The organism is Paucilactobacillus suebicus DSM 5007 = KCTC 3549 (genome assembly GCF_001434475.1).
Taxonomy (GTDB): Bacteria; Bacillota; Bacilli; order Lactobacillales; family Lactobacillaceae; genus Paucilactobacillus; species Paucilactobacillus suebicus.
Genome location: NZ_AZGF01000079.1, coordinates 1 through 339, shown reverse-complemented (window position 1 = coordinate 339; position 339 = coordinate 1). Strand labels below are relative to the sequence as shown.

The 339-nt window shown below is 48.7% G+C and carries 1 protein-coding gene; it reads left to right on the top strand.

What is annotated here, in order from left to right:
- Positions 1-339, top strand: a 339-nt coding sequence (locus FD16_RS12990) for a mucin-binding protein (protein WP_162255738.1), incomplete at both ends; no start/stop codon positions are given.

Here is a 339-nt window from a genome sequence, read left to right as displayed (position 1 = left end):
GGTACAGTTACATTCACCAATGCGACAGCTAATAACGATATACCAGCTGATCAAAGCGAGACAGTCACATACACAGCTGGAGATCAAACTACGACATTGACATATGTGGATGATGACGCAGATGAAGCTGTTGTTGGAGATGTTGTGACACTTAGCGGTGTGACAGACGGAACCACGCCATGGACGGCCACAGCCCCAACAGGTTATGACTTCGCCGCTGGCCAGGCAACTACTGGAACAGTCACGTTTAGTGCAACAGGTGCACCAGCTGTAACCGTGCACTTAGTGCACCATCACACAGTAGTAGATAATGCGGCAACAACAAATAATGTCATCACG